This is a genomic window from Hymenobacter antarcticus, from assembly GCF_039539545.1.
GTDB lineage: Bacteria > Bacteroidota > Bacteroidia > Cytophagales > Hymenobacteraceae > Hymenobacter > Hymenobacter antarcticus.
Genome location: NZ_BAABDI010000004.1, coordinates 115,380 through 133,438, shown reverse-complemented (window position 1 = coordinate 133,438; position 18,059 = coordinate 115,380). Strand labels below are relative to the sequence as shown.

Genomic DNA, 18,059 nt, shown 5'->3' with positions numbered 1-18,059 from the left:
TCTTTTATTCTACCACTTCGTCAATTTTCCCCTTGATAACCAGATTATTGCTGCTGCTGGGGCTGTTCCTGGTGCTTGCCGCCACGCCCGCCGTCCTGGCCCAGCGCGTGGAACCGGCGCGCCCTGCCCGCGCCCACCCCAGGCGCATGGTCCGGCTCGATTCGGCGGTGCCCGAAACATCGGCTTTGCTCTACACCAGCGGCGCGCTCTGGACGCTGAACGATGGCGACAACCCGCCAGAACTGTTCCGGATTGACTCGGCCAGCGGGCGCGTGGTGCAGCGCGTGCGCATCGTCAATTTTCCGAATACCGATTGGGAAGAGCTGACCGCCGACAGCCGCTACTTCTACATCGGTGACTTTGGCAACAACGCCGGCAGCCGGCGCGACCTGCGGGTGCTGCGCCTGCCCCGGCCCGGCCCCACCGACACCGTGGCCGTAGCCGAGGAAATCGCCTTCACCTACCCCGAACAAACGGAGTTTGCGCCCGGCACCTACCGGCATAACTTCGACTGCGAAGCCTTTTTCGTGGCCCACGACTCGCTGCACCTGTTCGCGAAGCGCTGGGCCGATGGGCACACCCGCCACTATACGCTACCCACCCAGCCCGGCCGCTATATAGCGCGGCCGCACGGGCTGCTCGACGTGCAGGGCCTGGTAACGGCCGCCGCACTTGCCCCCGACGGGCGCACCGCCGCGCTGCTGGGCTACACCAAAAATGGCCGCGTGTTCCTGTGGCTGCTCACGGACTTTGCCGATACTAACTACCTGAGCGCCAGGGCCCGCCGGCTACGCCTGCCTACTGCCCTCCGCCTGGGCCAGGTAGAAGGGCTGTGCTTTACGGGACCCGCCCGGGTATTCATCTCCAACGAGCGGCTGGCGCGGCACCTGGCACTGGTGCGGCAGCGCTTATACGTGCTGAACCTGCGGCGCTGGCTGACGCGCTGAAGCGCTAAGTTGTTAGTCATTAGTTGTCAGTTGTTAGCAGGATGGCAATCGTCTGACTGACAACTAACAACAAGCAACTGATAACCCGTTTACTTTTGAACGACTGCTTAAGGCCCATTTCGCCGGATTTTCCGGCCAACCTCTTTCCTTTACGGCCGTTTCGCTTCTGACCCCCGCACTTTACTTACGCTTTCGCCCATGTCCCTCTCCCCCGCAATCCAGAACACCATTGATACCTGGCTCACGCCGGACTACGACGCGCAAACCCAGCAGGCCATCCGCGAAATGGTGGTTTCCGGCCACACCGAAGCCCTGACGGATGCGTTCTACCGCAGCCTGGAGTTTGGCACCGGCGGCCTGCGCGGCATCATGGGCCCGGGCTCGAACCGCATGAACCGCTACACGCTGGGCATGGCCACCCAGGGCCTGTGCAACTACCTGATTCAAAGCTTTCCCGCCCAGGAAATCAAAGTTGCCATTGCCCACGACAGCCGCAACAACAGCCCGGAATTCGCGCAAATCGCGGCGGGCATTTTCTCCGCCAATGGCATCACCGTGTACCTCTTCGACGGCCTGCGCCCCACGCCGGAGCTCTCGTTTGCCATTCGGGAGCTGGGCTGCCAAAGCGGCTGCGTGATAACCGCTTCGCACAACCCCAAGGAATACAACGGCTACAAAGTGTACTGGAACGACGGCGCGCAAGTGGTATCGCCCCACGACACGAACATCATCGTCGAAGTCAATAAGATTGCCAGCGTGAGCGAGGTGAAGTTCGAGGCCGACCCGTCGAAAATCATTTCCATTGGGGCTGATATGGATGCCCGGTACTTTGCCCGCGCCCGGCAGCTGAGCATCGACCCCGCCGCCATCCAGCGCCAGCACGATTTGAACATCGTGTACACGCCCATCCACGGCTCGGGCATCACGCTGGTGCCCGGCCTGCTGCGCGAATTCGGCTTCACCAACGTGAACGTGGTGCAGGCCCAGGCCACGCCCGATGGCAACTTCCCCACCGTCCAGTCGCCCAACCCCGAGGAGAAAAGCGCCATGCAGCTGGCCCTCGACCAGGCCCAGGCCACCAATGCCGACCTCGTGCTGGCCACCGACCCCGACGCTGACCGCGTAGGTGTGGGCGTGAAAAACGACAAAGGCGAATGGGTGTTGCTCAACGGCAACCAGACTGCCGCCCTGCTCACCTACTACCTGCTGAGTGCCCGCCACCGCGCCGGCCAGACCACGCCCCAGGATTACATCGTGTACACCATCGTGACGAGTGAAATCCTGGGCGACATCGCCCGCCAGCACCAGGTGAAAAGCTACCGCACGCTCACCGGCTTCAAGTACATCGCCGGCCTCATCCGCGACTTGGAAGGGCAGGAAACCTACATCGGCGGCGGCGAGGAGAGCTACGGCTTCCTCATCGGTGATTTTGTACGGGACAAGGATGCCGTGTCGGCCTGCGCGCTCGTGGCCGAAATGGCCGCCGTGGCCAAAGACCAGGGCCGCACCCTCTACCAGGAAATGACCCAGATGTACGCCCACTACGGCCTCTACGTTGAAGACCTGATTTCCCTCACCAAAAAAGGCCAGCGTGGCGCCGAGGAAATCCAGGAGATGATGGCCAGCCTGCGCGCCAACCCACCCGCCCACATCGCGGGCCTGAAAGTGGTGGAAATCCGGGACTACAAAACCGGCAAAATCCACGACCTGGCCACCGGCCTAACCACCGCAACCGGCGTGGAAAGCTCCAACGTGCTGCAGTTCCTCACCGAAGACGGCAGCAAGATTTCGGCCCGCCCCAGCGGCACCGAGCCCAAAATCAAGTTCTATTTCAGCGTGAAGCAGCCCCTGAAATCAACCGTTGATTTTGACCTGGCCGAGCGGTTGGGCCGCGAGAAAATCGCGGCGATAATTGCGGATATGAAACTGCAATAGCGGCTAATTTTATTACGCGATTCAGCGTTCTTAATCGCCCGGCATGAGCACCTGCCGGGCGGTTCGGTTGCCCCCTGCTACCTTCAATTCCACGGCCGGGCTATCTTGCGCGAATTGTAACCGAGGACCCTTTCATCGTGCGCTTTCTACTACTCGCCGCCCTGCTGGCAAGCAGCTCTTTGCTGGCTACTGCTCAACGTGCCGCCGGCCCCGACTACGTCGTGACCACGACCGGTGATACCCTGCGCGGGCATCTGCGCCAGGTCGGCCGCCACTACCAAAAGGTGCGTCTGTATCGCCCCGACCAGCAGCCTACCGACTTCAGCGCGGCCGACATTATTAGCTTCGGTAGTAGCCAAGGCCCCGAAAAAGTAGCGCGACGCCTGGACCCCTCGGCTCCGCCGCGCTTCCTGACGCCCTTGGCAGAAGGGACAGTGAGCCTGATGACGGGCGAAAACACGCGCCATAAGTCAGCATTTTTTCTGCAACTGCCCGACTCGGCCAATCTGGTGGAGGTGCCACCCGGCAACAATGTACTCGTGCTGGCCCGAGCCTTGCCGGGCTGTTCAGCCATCGACTTCGGCACCACCGAGTTTCAGCGCCGCTACCCTTATTCCAGACGCGGCCTTACCGCCCTGGTGGTCGACTACAACCGCTGCCGATACCCCAAACGCCCAAGCCGCGACCTGACGCGCGTGCGCACCACGCAGCTTTATTTCGGCGTGAAAGCAGGCCTTAATGTCTTGCGGCTGGAGCTGTCCCCGGAAGTTTTCCCGGTTTCGGCGGCTACCCAAAACACCGGCCTGCAGGGGGGCGCTATGCTGCACATGGCCACGCGCACCCGGTTTTCGGGCCAGGCGGAGTTGCTGTTTGTGGTGCTTCGCAGCACGTACGCTCCCGTGGTGATTGACCCGCTCAACCCGCTTAGCTCCACCAGCGTGGTTTCGGCTACGGTGCGCTACAATCAGCTGCAACTTCCGCTGTTGGTGCGCTACACGGCCGGATACGGCGCAGTGCGACCCTTTGCCAACGCCGGCGTGATAGTAGCCAGCACCCTAAACAACTCGTCGGCCCTCCATTTCCCCAAAGACCCGGGATACAACCCGAGTATCGACATTGCCAATTTCACCTACGGGGCAACCGTGGGCGGAGGCTTGATGCTGTACCAGGCCTGGCGGCCCCGCCTCAGTCTGGAGGCGCGTTACTTACGAAACAACACCCAAGCCCGCTTTGGCGAGCGCAACGCTACGGTACAGTTCGACGCTGGATTTTATTTTTAGCTTTTACGGCCCGCGCCAGCCGCACGCGGCTGGTGCGAGTTTAGCGCAGGATAACTCGCGCCGGTCATGATGGGAAAGCTGTGCTTACCCTGCCGCGCCAGCGGCAAGCCGGTACTGCGCCGCCGAGGTCATTCTGATGGAAAGCACAGCCTCCCCCGAAAACACGGCACGAATAAGATGCGCTACACCCGCGCCAGTGCCGCCAGTGGCCGGCCTTATGGTTTCTCGCGCCGCCTCGTACCCAGCAGCAACAACACCACCAGCAGGAACCCCGTTGCTCCCAGGCTCCACCACGTTATTTCGGGCACGCCCCGGTAGTACGGCATGGCCGGAGAGTAGCGGCCCAGCAGCGTGAGACCCGAAAACAGCAGCCCGCCCACGCTCAGCAGGGCCAGAATGGTGCGGCTCACCAGCTGGTCGGCTTTGCGCAGCAGGATGCTATAGCCGCTCAGCTCTACTTTCACCCGCAGCTCGCCCTTGCTGATTTTGCGCACAATCTGGCGCACGTCGGCCGGCAGGGTTTGCAGCAGGGCCAGCAGCTGCGTGCCCGTGTACTCGGCCTCGCTGAGCAGGTTTTGCCGCGAATACTGCTCCCGAATAATCTTGGCCCCGTAGGGCCGCACGAACTCGAAGGTGTTGAAATTCGGGTGCAAAACCTTGCCGATGCCTTCCAGAATAACCAGCGCCCGCAGAATAAGGAACACCGCGCCCGGCACCTGCAGTTTGTAGTTGTAAATGATGGTTTGGAGCGCGTCGGCGAGGTCGCTCATGCTCATCTCCTTCACATCGAGCATCGCGAAATCCTCAATTAGCTGGCTCAAATCAGCCTCGAAAGCCCGCATATCCGGAATTTCGGCCGTGAGCGCCAGCCGGCGGAAGTTGAGCGCCATGCTGCGCGCATCCTGCCGCGCCATACCGATAAATACGCCCGCAAAAGCGTATTTCTGCTGCTTACTGAGCCGGCCCACCATGCCGAAATCGATGAGCACCACCGTGCCATCGGGCCGCACCAGCACATTGCCGGGGTGCGGGTCGGCGTGAAAAATTCCGAACTCGAAAATCTGCGTCAGGTAGATGTCCATGCCGTTTTCGGCCACGGCGGCGGGGCTCAGCCCCCACTCCTGCAGCTGCGCCTTATCGGTGATTTTGCAGCCGCTCACAAATTCAATCACCAGGATGCGCTCGGTACTCAGCTCCCGGTAGGGCTTGGGCACGTAGAAGGTGGTGTAATCTTCGTAGAGCTTCCGAAACTGCTCCATCGAGCGGGCTTCGGCGGTGTAGTCCAGCTCCTTGCTCATGCTCCGCTCGAAGGCGTCCACAATATCCTGCGGGTTGGCCAGGCCCTGCTTTTGCAGGAAGCCGGCCGTGAGGCTGACCAGCTCGTGCAGCAGGGCCAGGTCGGAGCGCACTTTGTCGCGCACGCCGGGGCGCTGCACTTTTATAACCACCTCCTCGCCCGTGAGCAGCCGCGCCCGGTGCACCTGCCCAATGCTGGCCGAACCCAGCGTCACGTCATCAAATTCGCTGAAAACTTCCGAAATCGGACGGCCCAGCTCTTCCTCAATAATCTGCCGGGCCACCACCACATCGAAGGGCGGCACGTTGCTCTGCAGCTTCTCAAACTCGTCAATCAGGCCCTGGGGCAGCAAGTCGGCCCGGTTGCTCATGGCCTGGGCCAGCTTGATAAACGTGGGTCCGAGCTCCTCAATTATCAGGCGCACCCGCTCCCAGCGCGTGGTTTCAAACACCTGCCGGTCGGCCCGCTGCCAGCTCAGGCGGCGGGCCTGGCTCACGAGGCGGCGCAGGGGCGTCGTCGTCACCACATCCTCAAAGCCGTAGCGCAGCAGTACCTCGGCCACCTGCCGGATGCGGGTGAGGTTAGAAATCGTGTTTTTAAACATAGACCGCAGATTTACGCAGATTAATCTGATTTCGCAGATTCAGCCGGGTCGTGGCGGTGGCTCAACCCGGCCATTTTAGGTGATTTTCAAATCAAAAACCCCGCTTGCTCCGGGCAAACGGGGTTTTTAAAAACTGGCAACTCCTACTATCTAGGCGTTGTCTTCAGCTTTGGCGGCGGGGACAGCGGAAGTAGCGGCGGGCTTCTTGGCAGCGGGCTTGCTGGTTGCGGGCCTCACAGCAGCTTTGGCGGCGGGCTTAGCAGCCGGCTTGGCGGCCGGCTTGGCGGCCGGCTTGGCGGCCGGCTTGGCGGCAGCGGAGGCCCTGGCGGCCGTCGAGCGCTGGGCCGAACCAGCGGCGGCGCTCACGCGGTCGGCTACGTTTTTCACGGCTCCGGCGGCTTTGCTGGCGGCTCCGTTGGCGGTGGCAGCGGCCGATTTGGCGGCGGGCTTGGCGGCCGGTTTTTTGGCGGAGGCTTTGCCTTTAGGCTTGGCATCGCCCAGGCCCACGGTGGTTTTCACGCGGTCGGTCAGGCCCTGGAATTGCTTTTCGAGTTCGGCGCGCTTGGTTTCGCCGCTTTTCATCAGCTCATCCACAATTTTCTTGCCCTCGGCCTGGGTCATCTTGTTGTCCTTCACCAGCTTCTCGATGGTGCTCTGAACCGACTTGCTGCCTTGAGCAATGTAGCCAACGCCAGCATTTACGAACTTTTTAAACAAATCTTCCATGGTGACAGACGGGTTGGGGTGAAATAGAAAAAAGGGAAGTGGTTGATGCAAAAGTCGTTGCCACCAAAAGTAGTATGCAAGCCGACTATTTTCGTTGCAAACCTACGAACACTCTGCAATATAGTTGAGTCGTTTACGCCGGAATTCTTCAAAAGTGGCTCAGAATCATCAGAAAGTGAATTTATTTTTTCAATTCTGTGAATATTCTCTGGTTGCCAAGTGCGCTACAACCAGTTCATTCGCGATTTAAGCAGCACGGCGGCGCGGCGCGGGTTGCCGCACGGTGGCAGGCAGCTGCATTGGCACCACGCCCTGCTGGGCCCAGATATTTGCCACAAATTCGGCCACCTGGTCGAGCGCCTGCCGGGCTTCGGGTACGATGCGCCAAAACAGGTGCCACCAGTGCACCAGGCCTTCGAAGGGCTGCACGATGACGGGCACGCCCGCCGTCCGGGCCTTTTTGGCAAATTTCAGCACGTCATCATACAGCACTTCGGCCGTGGAAATCTGGATTAGCAGCGGCGGCAGGCCGTGCAAATCGGCCTGGGCCGGCGAGAGCAGCGGGTGCGTAATGGGCGTTTTGTGAGCGTAAAGTGGGCCCCAGGTGCGCATTTGCAGGGCTTCGAGCAGGAGCGCTTCTTCGCGGGCCACGCGGCGCAGGGCCGTGATGGGCAGGTTCAGGTCGGTCCAGGGCGAGAGGCCGATGCCGGCGGCGGGCTGGGCCTCGCCGGCATCGCGCAGGGCCAGCAGCAGGGCCAGGGCTAGTCCGCCCCCGGCCGAGTCGCCGGCCACCACGATGTCGTGGGGCTGGTGGCCGTGGCGCAGCAGCCAGCGGTAGGCCCGCTTGGCATCGTCGAGGGCGGCCGGAAAGGGGTGGTCGGGCGCTTTGCGGTAGTTGATGGTAAGGACGTTGAGACCGCAGCGCTGGGCCAGACTGCCCACCAGACTGCGGTGCGTGTTGAGCGAGCCCAACACATAGCCCCCACCGTGCAGGTAGAGCAGCACCCGCGTGGGGTGCGCGTCGCGGGGCCGCAGCCACTCCGCTTCGAGGCGCTTATCGAGCGTCAGGCTCTCCAGGTTCACTTTCCAGGGCATGAACTGGAACAGCGCGCCCGCCTCCATGGCCAGGCGTATGGCTCCCACGCTGGGCTTGCGGCGGGCCAGCGGGGCCGCCGCGGCCGTGAGGAACTGCTTGAGGAGCAGATGTTGGAATGAGGGCATTGGGTGGGATAAATGCAGGAAGTGGGAAGCGAAAGAACGTCATGCTGAGCGCAGCCGAAGCATCTCTACTGCTTCGTTTCAACAGAACGAATTACTTGCGCGATAGAGATGCTTCGGCTACGCTCAGCATGACGTTCTTATTTATTCTGTACAACGTACTTAATTACTACGATAAGCCTTAGGTTTTTGCCCCAGCTTATTGTCTTTATACCCCTTGATGGCCAAGGGTATCCAGCCAATCAACGGAATGAAATAGGCCAGGGTTATGGGGTTGCGCCAGACCATCTTCAGCCACGCCCCGGGCTTATCGAGCTGCATGTTGAAATCGCGGCGGCCTTCCTTCACAAACAGCCGCTCGAACTCGGTGAACATGGCCGGCCAGGCGAAGGGCAGGAAGAAGGGGAAATAGCGGCGGTTTTCCTTCATGCGCTGCCAGAGCTCGGCCCAGCGGTAGGGCTTTTGGCCGTGGGCAAGCACGGCGGCGTCCATCTCGGCCTGCATCCGCTGGCGGATTTGCTCCGACAGGTCCAGGTATTCTTCGCGGGTGAGCTCGTCGGTGGTTTTGCTGGTAAGGTCGGAGGGCCGGATACGGGTGCCCATCACGAAGGTGAGCTTGGCGGGCAGGGCCAGGTAAAAGGCCCAGGGCTGAATCAGGACCAGGATTAGCAGCACCGTGAGGGGCAAAAACGGGATGCCGATTTTCTTGGTGAATTGGTTTATCCAGTCCCAGGAATAGGCGTAGGGATTTAGGTATTCGGCGTTGATGGTGTAGAACGGCACGATGTCGGTGCCGTGTTGCAGGGCCAGGCGCACCATGCTGGTGGCCAGGCGCTGAAACTGGTACTTGCGGTTGAACCCCTTGCCGATGCCGGGCACCCCTTCGGGGTACAGCATCAGGTTGTGGTCCTGGTAGTACATCATGGTCTCAAAATTCAGCGTCGTGGCATCCACGGAGCCGCATTTCTTCCAGAACTCATTCACCAGGTACGGGTTCATGAGGGCCGTTTGGGAGAGCAGCGGGGCCGAGAGCGGCCGGGGCAAGTCGCGTAGCGTGCCATGCTTGTCCAGCAGGTGCCGCCACAGGTGCGAGAGGGCCACGATGGCATCCCAGGGAAAGGCCATGCCCGAGTGGTTGCTGGCGAAAATCAGCGGCCGGTCGGGGTTGTTGCGCTGCGGGAAATTCTCGAAGCCCACCAGCTCGGAGCGAAACCACACGCGGTCCAGCAATTGCAGGATGTTTTCGTCCAGGGTCTGGGTGAATTCCTCCCGGAAATAGTCGTCGTAGATGTGCTGGTTGGCCACAATGGCCGGCGGGGGCAGCGAAGTCGAAGTAGTGGCGGGCATGGTGGGAATTTGCGGCAGACGAAGGACGGAAGATAGGAGATTTTCTGCCGCCGTGCCCGTGGGGCTTGCCTGGGAAAGTCCTGGCGCGGTTTCCCGCACAAGACACCGTACGCAAGCGCAACAGTGCACAAGGCTTGGCCCTTAGCCGCGCCTGCCGAAAATAGCGCTGCCCACCCGCACGATGGTGCTGCCCTCGGCCGCGGCCAACTGGTAGTCGCCGCTCATGCCCATGGATATATCGCGAAAAGCTTCAGACTCGGCGAAATGCGCGCTTTTCAGGCGCTCGAAGTAGCCGCGCAGCTGCTGAAACTCGGCGCGCAGCTGGCCTTCGTCGGACGTGAAGGTGGCCACGCCCATCACGCCGGTAATGCGGACGTGGGTGAGCTGCGAGAATTCCGGGTCTTCCAGAATTGCTTCAGCCTCGGCCAGCGAGAGGCCGGATTTTGTTTCTTCCTGGGCGATGTGGAACTGCAGCAGGCAGTTGATGACGCGCCGGCTGGCGGCGGCGTGCTTGTTTATTTCGCGCAGCAGCTTCAGGCTATCCACGCTTTGGATGGTGTGCACGAACGGCGCGAGCAGCTTCACTTTGTTGGTTTGCAGCTGGCCGATGAGGTGCCATTCCACATCGGGCGGCAGCTGGGGCTGCTTGGCGGCCATTTCCTGGGGCCGGTTTTCGCCAAAGCAGCGGGCCCCGGCGGCGTAAGCCTCCTGAAGCAGCTCCACGGAATGGGTTTTGGTGACGACGCACAGGCGGGCGGCGGTGCCGGCCAGCTCGGCATTGATGCGGTGGATGTTATCGGAAATCACTGATTATCGCTGATTAACCGTGATTTCGCTGATTATTGTTCAGCGAAAACCACTTGGTTGGATGAATGAATGAATGGACGAACGGAAACTACCTGTTACGGCCCTTTTGGCCCTGGTTACTTCGTTAACAGGCTCCGAAAAGTAAACAGCGCAGGTGCTGATTCAGCCAAATCCCCACCACCATTACGGCGGCCCTGCCAAAAATACGAACAGAAAAAATCAGCGAAATCACCATCAATCAGCGGTAATCAGCGATTCAGTCTTCCAGCGGGTTGCTCAGAAACGTACTCCGCAGCAGTAGCCAGAGCAGCCACAGGCCGATGCTTAGCCACAAATACGGGCGGTAAAAATCCTTGGTATTGCGAAACCGTAATTGCTTGATTTCGGATTTCTCCAACTTATTTATCTGGTCGAAAACCTGGCGCAGGCCGGCCGTGTCGGTGGCGCGGAAAAACTGGCCGTCGGCGGCGGCGGCCAGCTGGCGCATGGTGGTTTCGTCGAGACGGGTTTGCACGTAGCGGGGGCGGCCGAGCGAGTCCTGGCCGTAGGGCACGAAGCCGTCCTGGCCCACCCCGATGGTGTAGATGCGGATGCCAAACGCGTGGGCCAGCTGGGCGGCCAGCAGCGGGTCGAGGCTGCCGGCGTTGCTTTCGCCATCCGAGAGCAGAATGCAGACCCGGGAGCGGGCCTGGGATTCGCGCAGCCGGTTGGTAGCCACGCCCAGGGCCGTGCCGATGGCCGTGCCGTCGCTCGTAATCAGGCCCACGCGCAGGCTGGCGAGGCTTTCGCGCAGCAGCTCATAATCGGTGGTGAGGGGAGCCAGCGAGTAGGCCTCCCCGGCAAAAGCCACCAGGGCCAGCCGGTCGCCAACGCGGCTGGCCACAAAATCGGTGGCGATGCGCTTGGCGGCTTCAAGGCGGTTGGGGCGCAGGTCCTGGATTTCCATCGAGCCCGACACGTCGAGGGCCAGCACGAGGTCGATGCCGCGACCGGACTGCTCCACCCGCTCGTCGGTGCGCTGGGGGCGGGCCAGGGCCACAATGGCAAAGCTGAGGGCCAGGCCCAGCACCACGTCGGGCACGAAGCGCAGGGCAGCGGTCCAGTCGCGCCGCACGGGGCCGGGCGCCAAGGCCACGGCCACCTGGGGCCGCCGCCGGGCCAGCAGCCACCGCAGCCCAAACAGCAGCGGCACGGCCGCGATGAGCAGCAGCAGGCGCGGCTGCTGCCACTGGTACCCGGCCAGGGTGGTGTAGCGTAAAAGGTTAAAAAATTCGTTCATTATTAATCAGTAGTTACTAATTAATAATTAGTAACTACGACGGTTAGCAACTGCTGTTTCGTGAGCTATTTTAGGCGCTTGTGTTTCAACTTGCTTCTCGTTGTTTGTTGCTTGTTACACTCGTCGCGAAGTAGGGTGCGGGGTCGTACCCTACTTGACTTTCGCAAACCATTTCGTAACGAGTATAGGTTTTAACCTGAAAACCGGCCCACCTACTTCAAACCAGCAACAGGAATCAGACTACGTAATACCAATTAGCAATTAACCCCGTGCCGCCAACTCCATGCAAATTGCTCATTACTAATTATTAATTATCAACCGAGGCGTAGCGGCGCTCGGCAAAGCCGCGCAGGCGCTGGAAGGCCCGGTCTACCTCCTCGGCTTCTTCGGTTTGCACGTTGCCGTAAATGACTTTATCCGTCGCGTTCAGGGCCTTGCGCACGTCGTTATCGTTTTCGAAGTACGCCACGATTTCGCGGGTGGTGAAGGAGTTCAGGCCGCTGTTTTCCAGGCTGGCGAGGTAGTTTTTCCAGAGCACCACGGCCCGCTCCACGTTGGTGGCCGAGCGCGAGAGCTCGAACCGCTCGACGTGCCGGGCAAACTGGGCCAGGAAATAGCCGTGGTTTTTGCGCCGCTTGTAGGTCTGGTAGCGGCGCGAGAGCCGCCGCCGAAACAGCGCCACCGCGCCCGCCAGCAGCAGCAGCAGCGCCAGCGCCCCGGCCAGCCAGTAGGGGTAGTTGAACAGGGGCTCGACGGGCACCAGCTTCAGGTTTTGGCGCAGGGCGGGCAGCGGCGGCGTGGCCCCGAAGGGCGTGGGGGCCACGGTGCGCCGGAGCCGCACCCGGCTGGGCAGTGGCAGGATGCTCAGCGTATCGGCCCCTTTCAGCACGGCCACGGGCAGCGCCAGGGTCTGCACCGAATCGAGGCGGAACGTGCGCAGGTGGTAGATAACCCGGTCGAGGCTCACGCCCCGCCGGGTGCGGGTGGGGAAAAACGTTTTGCCCGTGTACTCAAACGGCGCGAACCGGGCCAGCGAATCCGGGAATACCACCTCCAAATCGGGGGCGTGCACGTAGCGCAGCTCGTAGTCCAGGGGCTCGCCCACGAGCACGGCGGGCTTCAGAAAACGGCCGGTTGGCACGGGCAGCGAAGTTTGCGCCGCGGCCCTGCCGCCGGGCAGCAGGCTCAGCAGGAGCAGCACCGTGGCCGATATGAGAACGGCGGGCTTACCCACGGCGGCCCGATTGACGACGGTGACGGAACAGATTCACCAGCTGGGGCACGAAATCGCCCTCGGTGCTCAGCGACAGGAAACCGGTGCGGTGGCGGCGGCAGATGTTTATCAGCTCGGCTTCCTGGCGCTCGGCGGTGGCGGCCACGCTGGCCCGGAAGCTGGCCAACGAAGTATTCACCCAGCGCACCTGGCCGGTTTCGGCATCGCGCAGCGGCACGATGCCCAGCGCCGGGAAGTCGCGCTCGCGCGGGGCCAGCAGCTGCACCACAATCAGGTCGTGGCGCTGGGCCAGCATGGTGAGCTCCCGCTCGTAGTTGCCATCAATAAAATCGGACACCAGCACCACCAGGCTGCGGCGCTTGAGCAGCCCCAGGGCCTGCCGGATGCCCGCGCCCACGCCCGTGCGGCGCGAAACCGGCTCCAGGGCAAACAAGCGGCTGATGAGCGCAACCGCCGCCCGCGGCCCCTTGCCCGGCGGCAGGTACAGCTCCTTCTGGTCGGAAAACGCGAACAGCCCCAGGGCCGAGCCCTGCCGGGCGGCCGAGAGCGCCAGCAGCCCCGCGATGTCGCGGGCCACGTCGAGCTTGCGTCGCTGGCCATCGCCCACGTCCAGCGACGCGCTCACGTCGAGCAGCACCAGCACCTGCTGCTCTTTCTCCTCCTTGTAGGTTTTGATGAAGGTGCCGTGGCCCTTGCTGCTCACGGCCCAGTCGATGGCCCGCACCTCATCGCCGTACTGGTAGAGGCGCACATCGTCGAATTCGAGGCCCGTGCCTTTGAAAACGGAATGGAAATCCCCTTGGAGCTGGGCCTCCACCGCTTTGCGAATGCGGATTTCGAGGTGGCGCAGGCGGCGCACCAAGTCGGTGAGGGCCGGGGGCACGGAAGGGTTCATGGGTGAGTTAAAGGTTAAGAGTTAAGAGTTAAGAGTTAGAGGATAAGAATCAGGGACTAAAAAATCAAACCCCTAACTCTTAACTCCTACCTTTTAACTCTTAACTCTTTGAGTAGCGAAGCTACGGCGCGGGGCTAACTTTGCGTCGTGAAATCATTCTGCCGCTGCTGCCTGGGCCTGTTGCTGCCCCCTCTCCTGCTGGCCCTGCCCGCCTGCCAGCGCCCCGAAGAGCCCCCCCAGCCCGCCGACCTGCTGCCCAAGGCAACAATTGTGCAGCTCGTAGCCGACCTGCATGTGCTGGAAGCCCGCGTGGAAAACAGCCGGCTATCCGGCGACTCGTCGCGGGCCCTGTACCTAGCCAATCAAAAGGAAATCTTCTGGAAAAACGAAGTCACCGATTCGGCCTTCCAGCGCAGCTACCGCTACTACAGCATTCACGGCAAGGACCTGGACGAGATTTACGGAGCCGCCATCGACACGCTGGCCCGGCGCGAGCTCCGGCTGGCCCCGGCTCCCGCTGGCACGGTGCCGCCGCCCGGCGCAGTCAGGTAATTGCGGTTGCGCAGGCAACTGGTGCGGCTGGCGCGCGTCTGAGACGCGCGCCAACCCGAGGACTATCAGTAGCTATACAAGGCGACTGCCGTTGGGCACGGCCCCGGCCACGCTGGCCAGTACAATGTGGCCCTCGGCATCGGCAAAGCCCGTCACCAGCACTTCGGAGCGGAACTTACCAATCTGCTTGGGGGAAAAATTGATTACGGCCAGCACCTGCCGGCCTACCAGGCCCTCGGGCGAGTAGTGGTGGGTAATTTGGGCACTGGATTTTTTGAGCCCGATTTCCGGCCCGAAATCAATCAGCAGCTGATAAGCGGGCCGGCGGGCCTCCGGAAACTGGCAGGCCTCGCAGATGGTGCCCACCCGCAGGTCGACGTGCTCGAACTCGGCCCAGGTGAGCGGTGCGGTGGTCATAAAGGAGTGGCGTAAGAAATAAATCTGCGGCTACTGCGCGAAGGCCTTCAGCGCCTCCAGCTTCTGCTGGGTTTGCGTTTCCCAAAAAGCCTGGCGGGCCGCGTTCAGGCCGTGGTTGCTGTCCTGGTCGTAGCGGTTTTCTTCCCGGTCCCACTCCGCGTACACGCCTTTGGTGAGGTTGTTGAAGGCCGGTTGCAGCTTGAGGCAATTGGCTTTGGCCGCAAACGCGACCAGCTTCTGGCGCATCATGCGGGCGTATACTTCGGTAATATCGAAGTGCGTTTGCTCGTGGCGAAGCAGAGTCGGCGACGCATTTTTGGGGTCTCGAAACCACGAGGTATTGGGGTCGAAGGTGGCCTGGGCCGTACCCGTAAATACAAAGTCGCGGCAGGCCGCATTGGCATTGATATTAGACGAGGTAGAAGAGGCGAGCCGGTCGCCCATACCGGGCCGGGCCAGATAGTCGGCCATGGTGAGCGGCCGGCTGGCCGACCACACGATGGGTGCCGCCGGCGTGGGCCTGGCGGCGGGCGCTTGTGCGGGCGGCGGCGTGGCCGCGGTAGCCGGGCGCGGCTTGGTAGCCGGGCCTTGCAGCAGCGAGGCCGCCACCAGCAAGGGAGTCAAAAAAGAGAGCATCAGCGGGTGATTAATAACCAGCACACCTGGCCAGTCCGTGGCAATTTAGGAATCCGGCCGAAATTCCGTAGCACGGGTCTACTCAGCGGGCACTGGCTGGGCCAGCGACGCGGTGTACTCCGGCGAAGTTTCGCGCCGGAAGCGCACTAGCAAGACTCCGGCCACAATGGTGAGGCCCAGCAGCAGGCCCGTCCACACGCCCGGCGCGCCCAGGTGCAGCTTGAACCCCAGGAAATACCCCAGCGGCAAAGCCACGGCCCAGTATGCCAGCAGCGCCACCACCGAGGGCACCTTCACGTCCTCCAGGCCGCGCAGGGCGCCCAGGCCCATCACCTGCAAGCCATCGGAGACCTGAAACAGGGCCGCGATGAGCAGCAGCGTACCCGCCTGCGCCACCACCACCGGGTCGTGGCTGTACATGAGCGGGGCCAGGTGCCGCGTGGCGATAAAGAGCACCGCCATGCTTGCCATGAACCCAAACCCCAGCACGTAGGCCGCGAAGCCGGCCTGCCGGGCCTCGGCCAAGTTGCCGCTGCCATTGAGGTTGCCCACCCGGATGGTGGCCGCCGCCGCGATGCCGGTGGCCGCCATGTAAGTTATCGAGGCCAGGTTGATGGCTACCTGGTGGGCCGCCAGCGGCACCGCCCCCAGCCAACCAATCATGATGGCCGCCGCCGCGAAGGCCCCCACCTCAAAGCCCATCTGCACGCCAATGGGCGCACCCAGGTTCAGGAGCCGGACCAGGGTATCCCAGTCGGGCCACCAGCTGCGCACGGCGGCGCGGTAGGTGTGCAGGCGCTGGGCCATGAGCACATAGGCCGCCATGAGCCCGGCCATGAGCACGCGGGCAATGAGCGTGGCCCAGGCCGAGCCCATCAGGCCCATTTGGGGCGCGCCCCAGTGGCCGAATACCAGCGCGTAGCACAGCACGGCGTTCACCACGTTGGCCAGTACCGACAGCCACATGGCCTGCCGGGTGAGACCCAGCCCCTCGGCGAATTCGCGAAAGCCCTGAAACACCATCAGCGGGAGAAACGACCAGCTGATGACCCGCACCCAGGGCGCGGCCAGGGCCTCCACCTCGGGGGCCTGGCCGAGGTAGTGCAGCAGCGGGGGCACCAGCTGGCCCAGCCCGGCCAGGGCCAGCCCCGCCAGCACACTCAGCCACACCGACGATACCAGCAGGCGGGCCAGGTCGGGCAGGTCGCGGCGGCCATCGGCGGCGGCCACCAGCGGCACGCTGCCCATGCTCAGGCCAATGCCCACTATCAGCAGCACGGTGGTGCTGCTCACGCCCAGGCTCACGGCGGCCAGCGGCACGGTGCCCGTGCGCCCCACCAGCACCGAATCGACGAAACTCACCATAATATGCCCCAGCTGGGACAGCACCACCGGATAAGCCAGCAACAAAGTCGGGCGCAGGTGCGGACGAATATCTTTCACCTCAATAACTTCTAAACTACCGGGCAGCATAGCCCCCTCAAAGGTACGCCCGCCCACTTGGAGCAGTGGGCAATACCAGCCCGAAAGGCGGGCCGCAGACTACCAAGTCCCTATTTGAGTTGGCGGAAAGCCGTTGGCCGAGTACCCCGAATTTTCAATTCGGCCCGGGCGAGCTGTTAAGTTGTTAGTCATTACTTGTCAGTTGTTGGCAGGATGGCAATCATCTGACTGACAACTAACAACGAGCAACTGACAACCCGTTTACTTTTGAATGACTACTTGGAACGACCAGTGCTTGTGGCGCGTGCGGGCCGAATTGAAAATTCGGGGTACTCGGCCAATGGCAGCAGCGCCCCGCGCAACCGGGCCAGGGCCAGCCGCAGGTCAGCGGGCGGCACGGCATACGAAAGCCGCACGAACCCCGGAGCCCCGCAGGTGGCCCCGTCCACTACCTCTACTCCCGCTGCCGCCAGCTGCCGTACCAGCTGCGCCGAGGCCGCCTCGGCCGGAGTATCGGCGGCCAGAAACCGGGTGAAATCGGCAAAAACGTAATATGTGCCCTCGGGCGCGGCTATGGCCGGGGCACCGGGCAGCGCCGCCAGGGCCGTCAGCATCAGCTCGCGGTTGGGTGCCAGCTGCGCGCACAGGGCCGCGCCAATGGCCTTGGCGTGCTGCGTGGCGGCCAGGGCGGCCAGCTGCGCCGGCACGGGCACCGCCACGCCGGTGCTGAACAGCCGCGCCGCCACGGCCTCGGCCAGCGGCAGCGGGGCCACCACGCAGCCCACGCCCCAGCCCGCCAGCGCCAACGACTTCGAAAAGCCGCTCACCACTACGTGCCGCTGGTGCGGGTCGGGTAGCGCGAGCAGCGTCGTCACCGGTTCGGGGCCGAAGCGGATGCCTTCGTAAATCTCGTCGCTGAGCACCCAGAGCTGCGGAAAATCGGCTGTAACGGCCAGCAGGGCCGTCCATTCGCCCCGCGAATACACCCGGCCCGTGGGGTTGTTGGGGTTGCTGAGAATGAGCAGCCGGGTGGCGGGCGTGAGGGCCTGCCGCAGCACCTCCGGCCTTAGCAGGTAGTTATCGGCCCCCGCCAGGGGCAAGGGGCGCAGCACGCCTCCGGCCCGCCGCACCAACTCCTGAAACCCGAACCAGTTGGGCGTGGGCACCAATACCTCGTCGCCGGCCGTGAGTAGTTCGCTGAGCAGGGCAAACAGACCGGTTTTAGCGCCGGCAGTTACCAAAACCTGCCCGGCAATGATGCTGGCGGCCCCGCGCTGGCGGTAGCGCTGGGCCAGGGCCTCGCGCAGCGCGGGCAGGCCGGCGGCGGGGCTCACGGCCAGGGGCGCGCTCTGCTGCCCGGCGCTGAGCAAGGCTTCGGTGGCCGCGGCCAGGGCCACGCCGGGCACCGCGAAATTCCCGTATCCGGAAGCCAGGCTTATCAT

Annotated in this window: 16 protein-coding genes; 4 read left to right on the top strand and 12 right to left on the bottom strand. The window is 62.8% G+C overall.

Going from position 1 to position 18,059, the window contains the following annotated elements:
* The first annotated feature begins 32 nt into the window (after window positions 1–32).
* The 3 genes from ABD819_RS05000 to ABD819_RS04990 all read left to right on the top strand — a co-directional run bounded on the left by ABD819_RS05000 (window position 33) and on the right by ABD819_RS04990 (window position 4,162).
* Window positions 33–947 (top strand): hypothetical protein, encoded by a 915-nt coding sequence (locus ABD819_RS05000; protein ID WP_345121643.1) that lies wholly within the window; start codon window positions 33–35, stop codon window positions 945–947.
* Between the two features lie 198 nt (window positions 948–1,145).
* A complete protein-coding gene (locus ABD819_RS04995) occupies window positions 1,146–2,882 on the top strand; it encodes a phospho-sugar mutase (RefSeq protein ID WP_345121641.1) in 1,737 nt (578 codons plus the stop codon).
* 137 nt (window positions 2,883–3,019) lie between these two features.
* Window positions 3,020–4,162 (top strand): outer membrane beta-barrel protein, encoded by a 1,143-nt coding sequence (locus tag ABD819_RS04990; RefSeq protein ID WP_345121639.1) that lies wholly within the window; start codon window positions 3,020–3,022, stop codon window positions 4,160–4,162.
* A 215-nt stretch (window positions 4,163–4,377) separates the two neighbouring features.
* Here ABD819_RS04990 and ABD819_RS04985 read toward each other — a convergent pair whose 3' ends face one another.
* The 8 genes from ABD819_RS04985 to ABD819_RS04950 all read right to left on the bottom strand — a co-directional run bounded on the left by ABD819_RS04985 (window position 4,378) and on the right by ABD819_RS04950 (window position 13,569).
* Window positions 4,378–6,063 carry an ABC1 kinase family protein gene (locus ABD819_RS04985; protein WP_345121637.1) on the bottom strand — a complete coding sequence of 562 codons (1,686 nt, stop codon included), beginning with the start codon at window positions 6,061–6,063 and terminating at the stop codon, window positions 4,378–4,380.
* Window positions 6,064–6,213: 150 nt separating this feature from the next.
* Window positions 6,214–6,789, bottom strand: coding sequence for a phasin family protein (locus ABD819_RS04980; RefSeq protein ID WP_345121635.1), 576 nt, complete (start codon window positions 6,787–6,789; stop codon window positions 6,214–6,216).
* Window positions 6,790–7,035: 246 nt separating this feature from the next.
* The gene (locus ABD819_RS04975) at window positions 7,036–8,010 is read right to left on the bottom strand and encodes an alpha/beta hydrolase (protein WP_345121632.1); all 975 of its coding nucleotides are present in this window, start codon (window positions 8,008–8,010) and stop codon (window positions 7,036–7,038) included.
* 159 nt (window positions 8,011–8,169) lie between these two features.
* Window positions 8,170–9,354 carry a lysophospholipid acyltransferase family protein gene (locus tag ABD819_RS04970; protein WP_345121630.1) on the bottom strand — a complete coding sequence of 395 codons (1,185 nt, stop codon included), beginning with the start codon at window positions 9,352–9,354 and terminating at the stop codon, window positions 8,170–8,172.
* Between the two features lie 141 nt (window positions 9,355–9,495).
* Window positions 9,496–10,161 (bottom strand): YggS family pyridoxal phosphate-dependent enzyme, encoded by a 666-nt coding sequence (locus ABD819_RS04965; RefSeq protein WP_345121628.1) that lies wholly within the window; start codon window positions 10,159–10,161, stop codon window positions 9,496–9,498.
* A gap of 256 nt (window positions 10,162–10,417) precedes the next feature.
* The gene (locus ABD819_RS04960; protein WP_345121626.1) at window positions 10,418–11,440 is read right to left on the bottom strand and encodes a VWA domain-containing protein; all 1,023 of its coding nucleotides are present in this window, start codon (window positions 11,438–11,440) and stop codon (window positions 10,418–10,420) included.
* Window positions 11,441–11,747: 307 nt separating this feature from the next.
* On the bottom strand, window positions 11,748–12,674 hold the full coding sequence (locus tag ABD819_RS04955) for a hypothetical protein (protein ID WP_345121625.1): 927 nt from the start codon (window positions 12,672–12,674) through the stop codon (window positions 11,748–11,750).
* Entirely contained in the window at window positions 12,667–13,569 is a 903-nt protein-coding gene (locus ABD819_RS04950; protein ID WP_345121623.1) for a DUF58 domain-containing protein, read from the bottom strand. Before ABD819_RS04950 ends, ABD819_RS04955 begins: the two co-directional genes overlap by 8 nt.
* 147 nt (window positions 13,570–13,716) lie before the next feature.
* Between ABD819_RS04950 and ABD819_RS04945 the strand changes: the two genes are divergently transcribed.
* A complete protein-coding gene (locus tag ABD819_RS04945; protein ID WP_345121621.1) occupies window positions 13,717–14,121 on the top strand; it encodes a DUF4296 domain-containing protein in 405 nt (134 codons plus the stop codon).
* A 72-nt stretch (window positions 14,122–14,193) separates the two neighbouring features.
* Here the strand turns inward: ABD819_RS04945 and ABD819_RS04940 are convergent, their stop codons facing one another.
* From ABD819_RS04940 to ABD819_RS04925, 4 genes are all read right to left on the bottom strand, one after another.
* Window positions 14,194–14,538 carry a tRNA-binding protein gene (locus tag ABD819_RS04940; protein ID WP_345121620.1) on the bottom strand — a complete coding sequence of 115 codons (345 nt, stop codon included), beginning with the start codon at window positions 14,536–14,538 and terminating at the stop codon, window positions 14,194–14,196.
* Window positions 14,539–14,568: 30 nt separating this feature from the next.
* Window positions 14,569–15,174, bottom strand: a complete 606-nt coding sequence (locus tag ABD819_RS04935) for a DUF922 domain-containing protein (RefSeq protein WP_345121618.1) — start codon at window positions 15,172–15,174, stop codon at window positions 14,569–14,571.
* Between the two features lie 78 nt (window positions 15,175–15,252).
* Window positions 15,253–16,617, bottom strand: a complete 1,365-nt coding sequence (locus ABD819_RS04930; protein ID WP_345121614.1) for an MATE family efflux transporter — start codon at window positions 16,615–16,617, stop codon at window positions 15,253–15,255.
* Window positions 16,618–16,892: 275 nt separating this feature from the next.
* Complete coding sequence (locus ABD819_RS04925) at window positions 16,893–18,059, bottom strand: pyridoxal phosphate-dependent aminotransferase (RefSeq protein ID WP_345121612.1); 1,167 nt, start codon at window positions 18,057–18,059, stop codon at window positions 16,893–16,895.

Excerpts from the sequence above, each read along its gene's own strand:
- ABD819_RS04995 (WP_345121641.1), top strand. The coding sequence starts at position 1,146 with ATGTCCCTCTCCCCCGCAATCCAGAACACCATTGATACCTGGCTCACG.
- ABD819_RS04985 (WP_345121637.1), bottom strand. The coding sequence starts at position 6,063 with ATGTTTAAAAACACGATTTCTAACCTCACCCGCATCCGGCAGGTGGCC.
- ABD819_RS04980 (WP_345121635.1), bottom strand. The coding sequence starts at position 6,789 with ATGGAAGATTTGTTTAAAAAGTTCGTAAATGCTGGCGTTGGCTACATT.
- ABD819_RS04975 (WP_345121632.1), bottom strand. The coding sequence starts at position 8,010 with ATGCCCTCATTCCAACATCTGCTCCTCAAGCAGTTCCTCACGGCCGCG.
- ABD819_RS04970 (WP_345121630.1), bottom strand. The coding sequence starts at position 9,354 with ATGCCCGCCACTACTTCGACTTCGCTGCCCCCGCCGGCCATTGTGGCC.
- ABD819_RS04960 (WP_345121626.1), bottom strand. The coding sequence starts at position 11,440 with ATGAACGAATTTTTTAACCTTTTACGCTACACCACCCTGGCCGGGTAC.
- ABD819_RS04950 (WP_345121623.1), bottom strand. The coding sequence starts at position 13,569 with ATGAACCCTTCCGTGCCCCCGGCCCTCACCGACTTGGTGCGCCGCCTG.
- ABD819_RS04940 (WP_345121620.1), bottom strand. The coding sequence starts at position 14,538 with ATGACCACCGCACCGCTCACCTGGGCCGAGTTCGAGCACGTCGACCTG.
- ABD819_RS04935 (WP_345121618.1), bottom strand. The coding sequence starts at position 15,174 with ATGCTCTCTTTTTTGACTCCCTTGCTGGTGGCGGCCTCGCTGCTGCAA.
- ABD819_RS04925 (WP_345121612.1), bottom strand. The coding sequence starts at position 18,059 with ATGATAAGCCTGGCTTCCGGATACGGGAATTTCGCGGTGCCCGGCGTG.